7 protein-coding genes are annotated in these 6,902 nt (G+C 58.2%); 4 read left to right on the forward strand and 3 right to left on the reverse strand.

Annotated features, from left to right (window positions below; translation table 11 throughout):
• Positions 1–323 precede the first annotated feature (323 nt).
• Positions 324–452: an HU family DNA-binding protein gene (locus tag ILT44_RS31825; protein ID WP_204243186.1), complete on the forward strand. Its 129-nt coding sequence runs from the start codon at positions 324–326 to the stop codon at positions 450–452.
• A gap of 186 nt (positions 453–638) precedes the next feature.
• On the opposite strand, the gene ILT44_RS29570 is transcribed toward ILT44_RS31825, so the two are convergent.
• Entirely contained in the window at positions 639–971 is a 333-nt protein-coding gene (locus ILT44_RS29570; protein WP_204243187.1) for a DUF6894 family protein, read from the reverse strand.
• Positions 972–983: 12 nt separating this feature from the next.
• On the reverse strand, positions 984–1,370 hold the full coding sequence (locus ILT44_RS29575; protein ID WP_204243188.1) for a hypothetical protein: 387 nt from the start codon (positions 1,368–1,370) through the stop codon (positions 984–986).
• 737 nt (positions 1,371–2,107) lie between these two features.
• Between ILT44_RS29575 and ILT44_RS29580 the strand changes: the two genes are divergently transcribed.
• Together ILT44_RS29580 and ILT44_RS29585 are read left to right on the forward strand one after the other, a co-directional pair.
• Positions 2,108–2,332 (forward strand): hypothetical protein, encoded by a 225-nt coding sequence (locus ILT44_RS29580; protein ID WP_204243189.1) that lies wholly within the window; start codon positions 2,108–2,110, stop codon positions 2,330–2,332.
• Positions 2,333–2,730: 398 nt separating this feature from the next.
• Positions 2,731–3,543: a PAS domain-containing protein gene (locus ILT44_RS29585; RefSeq protein WP_204243190.1), complete on the forward strand. Its 813-nt coding sequence runs from the start codon at positions 2,731–2,733 to the stop codon at positions 3,541–3,543.
• A gap of 788 nt (positions 3,544–4,331) precedes the next feature.
• Here the strand turns inward: ILT44_RS29585 and ILT44_RS29590 are convergent.
• The gene (locus ILT44_RS29590; RefSeq protein ID WP_204243191.1) at positions 4,332–4,598 is read right to left on the reverse strand and encodes a DUF6894 family protein; all 267 of its coding nucleotides are present in this window, start codon (positions 4,596–4,598) and stop codon (positions 4,332–4,334) included.
• A gap of 205 nt (positions 4,599–4,803) precedes the next feature.
• Between ILT44_RS29590 and ILT44_RS29595 the strand changes: the two genes are divergently transcribed.
• Complete coding sequence (locus ILT44_RS29595) at positions 4,804–5,481, forward strand: LuxR C-terminal-related transcriptional regulator (RefSeq protein ID WP_204243192.1); 678 nt, start codon at positions 4,804–4,806, stop codon at positions 5,479–5,481.
• Positions 5,482–6,902: the final 1,421 nt, after the last annotated feature.

Genomic DNA, 6,902 nt, shown 5'->3' on the forward strand with positions numbered 1-6,902 from the left:
ACGTTGCCTTCCATCGCGCACCTCCTCACGATGACGGACACCGCCCTATGTTACACCCGTGACGTGAAGATCAATAGTACCGGCTTTTCAAGGAGGCGCCTCTACCCCTGCGGCATGGTTCCCTTTCAGAGGATAAAGTCTCTGTAACTTGGACTGCTGGAGACAGCGGGCTTTTCTTGTGCATAACGATAGCACGCGCGCATGGCAGGCAAGACCACCACTCGGGCCGATCTACCAGACGCGGCTTGCAAAGAGGTTGGTCTCTCGCGAACGGGGTCCGAAGCCAAGTTTACCATGTCTTTGGGAAGATCTGCATCACTCTGGTGAACGCTGAGAACGTAAAACTGTCCTCGTTCGGCACCGTCATCGTGCGCGAGAAGGGCAGGCGGAGCGGCCGTGATCCGAAAATCAAGGCGACGTCCCCATCGAATACGGCGCGCAGTTCGGTTTAGGGCCCATCTGTTCTCAGAGGGCATGTCAACGGTAGTGAATAGAAAGTCCATCCGGGATAGTGCCGAACGGGGTTCCGTGTTGACTTAGCCCGATGCGCCACGCAGCCAGTTTCGTATATAAGCGCAGGGAGGGCCGGCCCTTGCCCGTTACTGCACCCAAGAGGCCGACGCGCTTCCGACACCTGGTCAATGAGCCGAGAGAATATCAAGCGGGATCGCCTGGATCGCCTGGCCCGAGGCATCGCCAATCTCCAGCCGCCAGCCCTGCCACTCCTCCGAGTCGGATGGATCCTGGGCGCGAAGCTCCTCGACGGCTTCCATGGCGGAGATTACCGCCGCCTGGAGACTGGACGCCTCAATGCCCTCCTTATCGCGGATCATGGTCTCGCCATTCGTGAGATTGAAGAAGTAGCGGGCGGGCACTGAACGGGATAGTGCGCAACCCTCCGCAGGACTGGCCGACAGGTCGATGTCAAAGAGAGCTTCAGCAAGGTCCTTGCCGTTGGTGAAAGTGGTCATGGCTGAGACACCTTACTGAATGGCCGGGGAGGAGAGGTTGGCGAGATCGACCCAGCCCGTGCAGGTTGGTAGCTCAGGAACAAGGTACACGCGGCTGCCTTCGACCTTTTCAACCCGGCAGGGATAGGTTCTCTTGTCGCCGGGAGGGCGGTACAAGACTAGGCTCCCCTCAGAAACAACATCGCTCTCGGCGGCTGGTCCTGGCCGCTCGACCTCCATTTCACCAGGAGAATGCTTGGTTGTCCGGAGGCGGTCGAGGGTCGCAATGGCGAGGCGCGCCCGGTCGCGGTAACGATCCATGACCAGCTTCAACGGACCACGCTCCTGCCCTGAATGCCAGGACACTCCACCCGCTTTGGCCAGCTCCGCCGCCACAGCCTCAATTTCATCATCGGTCATGTTCAGCCCCCACAGAATATTAGGGCAAGCTTCCTGTACCGCAATGCACATAGCATCGCCGTCGCCCGAATTTCCGTGTGTTCTCCAAGTGCAGTTAACCCGGTGCATATTCAACCGCACCGTGCATGAGTTCCACGCGAGCCCAAGAGAACCCGGGCCTAGGAGAATAGTTCCTGGCCGCTCTGGCGCTTGTTCGTCCTTTTGCCTTTCGGTCTGGACTGACCCCGATCCTGCGCCTCCTGGACCGGTCGGCTTCCATCAGGTCAGCCAAGGCTCTGAGGTTCATGCCGGCAACTGTGAGAACTTTCGACAGCGTCTCAGTCGAAGGCCATCCGCGCGGCCATCCCGGCCAACCCGCTTGAGCGGTTGAATGCGGTCGGATCCAATCCGGCCCTTACCGCAAGAGACGACACTGAGATCCGTTGGGCCTCCCCAATAGCGTCAATGGCAGCCCATATCTGCGTGTGGGTGAACAGGCTTCTTCGATAGCGATTTCAAGAACATAGGCCGTGTTCGATGGGGCTGGCGAGGAAGGTCTCTCCTTGAGCCAAGCATCTGCCAGAGAAAGAGTACTTTCCGTGCCAAGTGCAAAGAGATACCCCACTCGGGTGGGGGCACGGTTTCATAAGACGGATGGCCCTTGCCTGATGGGTTTCAAGTCCAAGATACCCGGACGGGGCTAAGATTTCCTTCATGCATCGCCGCCGCGGAGAGCCATTCGCTGGGAGGACGTGGGCATGAAGACGGAAGAGATCGAAGTTGTTGCAAGGGCCGTCAAAGAGGCTCTCTGGGAGAGTGCCGACACCAGCTTTCACGGAGAAGCCGAGGAGCATTCCACCGAGCCGGACAACGGGAAGGATGAGCAGATCGCCACTCGCATTGCCCATGTCGCCATTGCTGCCCTTTACCAGCATCGGGAGCAGGACCTTGGGCGGCTGTCTTCGGCGGAGTGCCGGATCTAAAGGGCAAATTGCCACCGCTCCAAAACCCGCCTTTCGCTGGCGCGGGCGGGGTGTGGCCTCGCGCTCTTATCCGTGTGAGACCAGCCCATGCACGCCTTCGCAACCTTTGAGTTGGGCATCCAGCCCGGCACCCCCGGTAACTCCGCATCTATCAGGGTTGCCCATCTACGCTACCCCCAGGGCGAGGATGGGCGCCGGCTCATCGCGCCCGAGTGCAACTCCTTCGAAGAGATCAAGACAGATCAATTCCTTGCAGAACGAGTGGGATGAGATCGGGAAAGAGCCCGTCGAGCGTGTCAGGTCGCGTCGTGCCTGCACCCCTTGGGTGGAGAGCAGAATGGGGCTACGATCTTACGAATCAAAAAATCATAAAAACGCCAGCCGCGGGAGGGAACGTCATGGGATCCGTTCATCAGTTGGCTCCAGCCACACCAGGCGTACTCAACTTTGCTTTTAACCTGTTCAGGAACAAGCGGCGGCCTGAGATCCTCTGCGCCGTGCCCGAGGATTGCCCGCTCCCAGGTTTTATTGGCGCCGAGCAGTGGGTGTATGAGCGCTCTCTTAGTCCTCAGGACGCCAAGCCGCCAGGCTTTATTGAGCGAGCCGCTAAGACGGGCGTGCGATTCAATGGGTTCTACCTGTTCCAGGTCACGGCTGAGGAGAGGACAGCCGGAACCAAAGAAAAGAGCCTTGCATCCAAGGCGGACGCGCGGCCAGAACACGAAACGAGCCTGAGCGTTCGCAAGCATGTGCGAAGGGCTCTGCTGCGGCTTCTGGCCAGGCACAGCAGCCCCGACCAGGTCATTGAGTACCTCTGTCGCGCCACAGCGGATCAGCAATCGGCCGGGGAACGGTATGCCGACCTCCTCGCGGCTCTCCCGTTTGCGGTCTATACGACCGACGCGACAGGACGCATCACCTTCTACAACGAGGCTGCCGTGGCCCTGTGGGGACGACGCCCGGTTCTGGGACGGGACCGCTGGTGCGGCTCTTGGCATATTTACGAGCTTAATGGTGCTCCGCTGCTGCATGACCGCTGCCCGATGGCGGTGGCGATCCGCGAGGACAGGAGGATCCGGGGTGTGACGGCGATTGCGGAGCGGCCGGATGGCACCCGGATTCATTTCCGGCCGTTTCCTACCCCTTTGCACGACGCCAACGACAACCTTGTTGGAGCCGTCAACGTGCTGCTCAATCTTGGAGTCGCGTAACCGTCGCAGGAGTCTGGAACTCTGACATCGGAATGCGCCTCATCAGGCGGCCATTTCCCGCCCGAAGGCAGCCTTCCAGAGGCGAAACGTCGAATGCCTCCCAGTGACCACCGCTGCAGGTCAGCTGAAGCCATTCAATGCCCGCATGAGGCTTGCGAGCGCGGGCGGTAATGTGTGGAGCAGGTGTTTCAAGGCACAGGATGGCGCCCCCCAACATTCTGAGCAAACAACCCAAGGTTACCTGCACTCGTTTCCAGGAGCCCGTAGTAACGAGGGAAGGAGCCGCGAGCGACGTCTTGATCCGGCCACAGTCAAGCTGCACGACTCCGGCAACTCCAACAACACAAGGGTCGGAATGACGAGAAGGGATCTGGTTTCTATCTATGGGCGGTATGGACTCATCATTGCAGCATTCGTCTTTATTGCAGGAATCATCGCAGCGCCCGTTCTCCCGAAGTCCGGGACCTCTGCAGTCATCGCTACCAAGCCGCGCTACGAACCCGACCTGCACCTGCCCATTACGCCGGTAAACTTCAAGAGGGACTAGCCACGACCCTTTGGGGATCGCTTCGTCCGAGGCTCCCATGTCTGCAATCAGGGCGGCGCCAGACCTCATCAAGGTCGAGACGAAGATGACAAGACGTGCCAGACGATTCAGCTTCGCGGTCATGAGAAAGGCGCCGTAAGGTGCCCAGTTTGTCTGAACAACGTTTCCGGCTGGCGAAGGGGAGCATCTGCCGGAAGTAGGCTGCTGTGCAGCGAGATCTCCGATGAACGCATGGCCAGCCCTACTGCATTGATTTCTGTGCCTCCGGCAACCGGGCCATAAGCTCCCAAGAGGTCATGCTATCCTGAACCGGAGTTACGAGCACTGTCCGTCCGGTCGCATCGGTAATTTCAAACCGCATGTTCCGATGAGCAGCCGTTTCTCGGGAGAGTTCATTTGCGCTCCGGATGACCTCGCTGACAAGAGCTGCCAGGTCCGGGAGGTCAATCCCATCTGCATCTTCGACAAAACCGAATTCATCGCGAATATGAAAATAGTAGGTGGCCACCGTTTTGCAAACCTAACCAGTGCTGTAATATTACGCCTTGAACGAAAAGAGCTGTGTTTATAGTGAGAGCCTCATGCTCCTGCCTAGTAGGCCAGCCAGCCTAGGCACTTTCAAAGATCTCCTTTAGGCCTGCTGTCTCAGGGAACCACAGCAGTAATGAAAGCATTCACACTCTATACGTTGGAACTACCCCTAAGGGGCAACTATGGACAGGTCACGCCGGGTCGCGCTGATTGCCGATCCAGATGAGTACTTTCGACTTGCAGTTGAAACGATCCTAACAACCCGACTGGGCTTCTCAACGGTCCATCACGCGACGACCCTAGACCAAGCGTTCGATCATCTCATCAAACAACCTCAAACTTGGCTGAGCGTGTTCGAACTCAACCTGCCCGGACTCCAGGGTGCAAGCAGCCTCACGGGAGTGCGCGACTGCTTTCCCGAGGTTCAAGTCGCCGTCGTGTCAACGTCACTCCGAAGGCACGATATTCTCATGGCGCTAGATGCTGGTGCTCACGGCTATGTGCCGAAAAACGAAACTCCGTCCGAGCTGACGTCAGCGCTCAAGATGATTGTCGACGGACGAATTTACGTTCCACCGTCGATCGCCAGCATCGCATCCCTGGTAACGGAGGGACCGGTCCTTAACGCAAAATCTCCCAAAACCAGCCCACCCGATACCCTCACGCCCCGGCAGCGCGAGGTGCTTGAACTCCTTCTAAAAGGCAAATCCAACAAGGAAATCGCCCGGACCCTGAGTTTAGGGGAAGGAACAGTCAAGGTGCATATGGCGGGCCTGTTTCGTGCTCTAGGTGTCAACACCAGAGCCGCAGCAGCGGCAGCAGGTGTGCAATTGGTTCAGGGGAGGGGTTTCGGGACGTAACAATCCGGGCAGGATGGTCTCATCTTAACTCATCGCTTGGCTCCCTTGAGCAACTCATCTGCTGAGTCAGCTCTCGCTGGTCTGTTTTCCATGGATTAATCCAGAGCCTGCCAAGGATTAGGCCGTTTGCCTGAATTGATGAGCGGGAAGCGAAGAGCTATCAGTACAACAGGCCGGCGAAATACGAATTTATATCTTACCTAATCAGTAAATTCGCGGTTTTACTGTGCTTTAGGGGCGGTACAGTAACGTCAGCGAAGGGCCGCCAACACCGTAAACGGGAGGCGGTCCTTCCTGCATCTTCCTTTCCTCAGCATATCCCTCATGCCATGCGCGGTGTCTGAATGCAGCGTGCCTAAGCTGGTGCCAGACAGGACAGTATCGCTGAAAGGGCCAAGCGGCGACCACGGACCCCGCACGCGCCGCAGTCGGCCAACTTGCCCAGCACCTGGGCAGGACGACATGGGGCGGAAAATGAACGGCGATCAGAAGACATTCTCGTCATCATAGCCCTCAGCCTATGCCTTATCGAGCTATGCCAGTGTCCGGTAAAAACGGAGTGCGGTTCACCCGTCTCTGGCCGCTTTTTGCTTCGACTCAACCGATCGTTTACGGCACCGATTACGGTCTGCATGCGTGCACTTACATTCAGGCGCTGATACGCCAAGCTTCGTGTCAGACTCTTGGACGCTTCTGCGAGGCCGCGGGAGGGCTGAAAGCCTATCAGCAAGCCCGTTGCTTTTCGGCCACTGCTTTCCCCATTCTCCCGCTGGACTGTGGCTCTCGGTCGCTTGGCAGGATGCGAGACGATCCTTCCGCAATCGGGAAAAGCCCCGCTCTAAGCGAGTGAACGGGGCCCGAACCGCGGAGACCGGTGCAAGGAGTTTGCACGAGAGGGCTTGCGCGAATGCCTCCGCATCAAGTCAATCTGGTTTCTTCACTTAGGTTCCGAGCTTCTTGCGCTAATTCCATGATAAAGAGTGCTTTTCTGGGACTCGCTGGGAGGGTAGAGGGCATGGGCAACCCATCACGGCCGTCTCACCAGAGAGTTCGAGTGGTTCAAGCGGAGATGCTCTGGTCGTCCGACCCTCCGCGGCAGGTGCGCCGCCCGGCGCCAACGGGCGACGGTCGAGTGCGATGGATGGAGGATGGGAGGATACTGTGGTTTCGACCGCGGATCCGCGTACCGTTTGGCTTGAAATTGAGAAGGGAGAACTGAGCCCTCGCCCACCATGTGATCCGATAAGGATATTCCGATAAGGTTATACGTAATCGACAGGTGAACTCCTGTTCCCCTTCGTTGCTCCGCTAGAGCAACGAAGGGGGCAAGGCGAGACCTCTGCATCTAAGCAGGTTTCAGCGGGGTGGCCAACGGATGCTGGCCATGATTCCATAGCGTGATTGGATGCGGGAGGCGGATC

Origin of the sequence: Microvirga arvi, from assembly GCF_016892765.1 — a bacterium.
Taxonomy (GTDB): domain Bacteria; phylum Pseudomonadota; class Alphaproteobacteria; order Rhizobiales; family Beijerinckiaceae; genus Microvirga; species Microvirga arvi.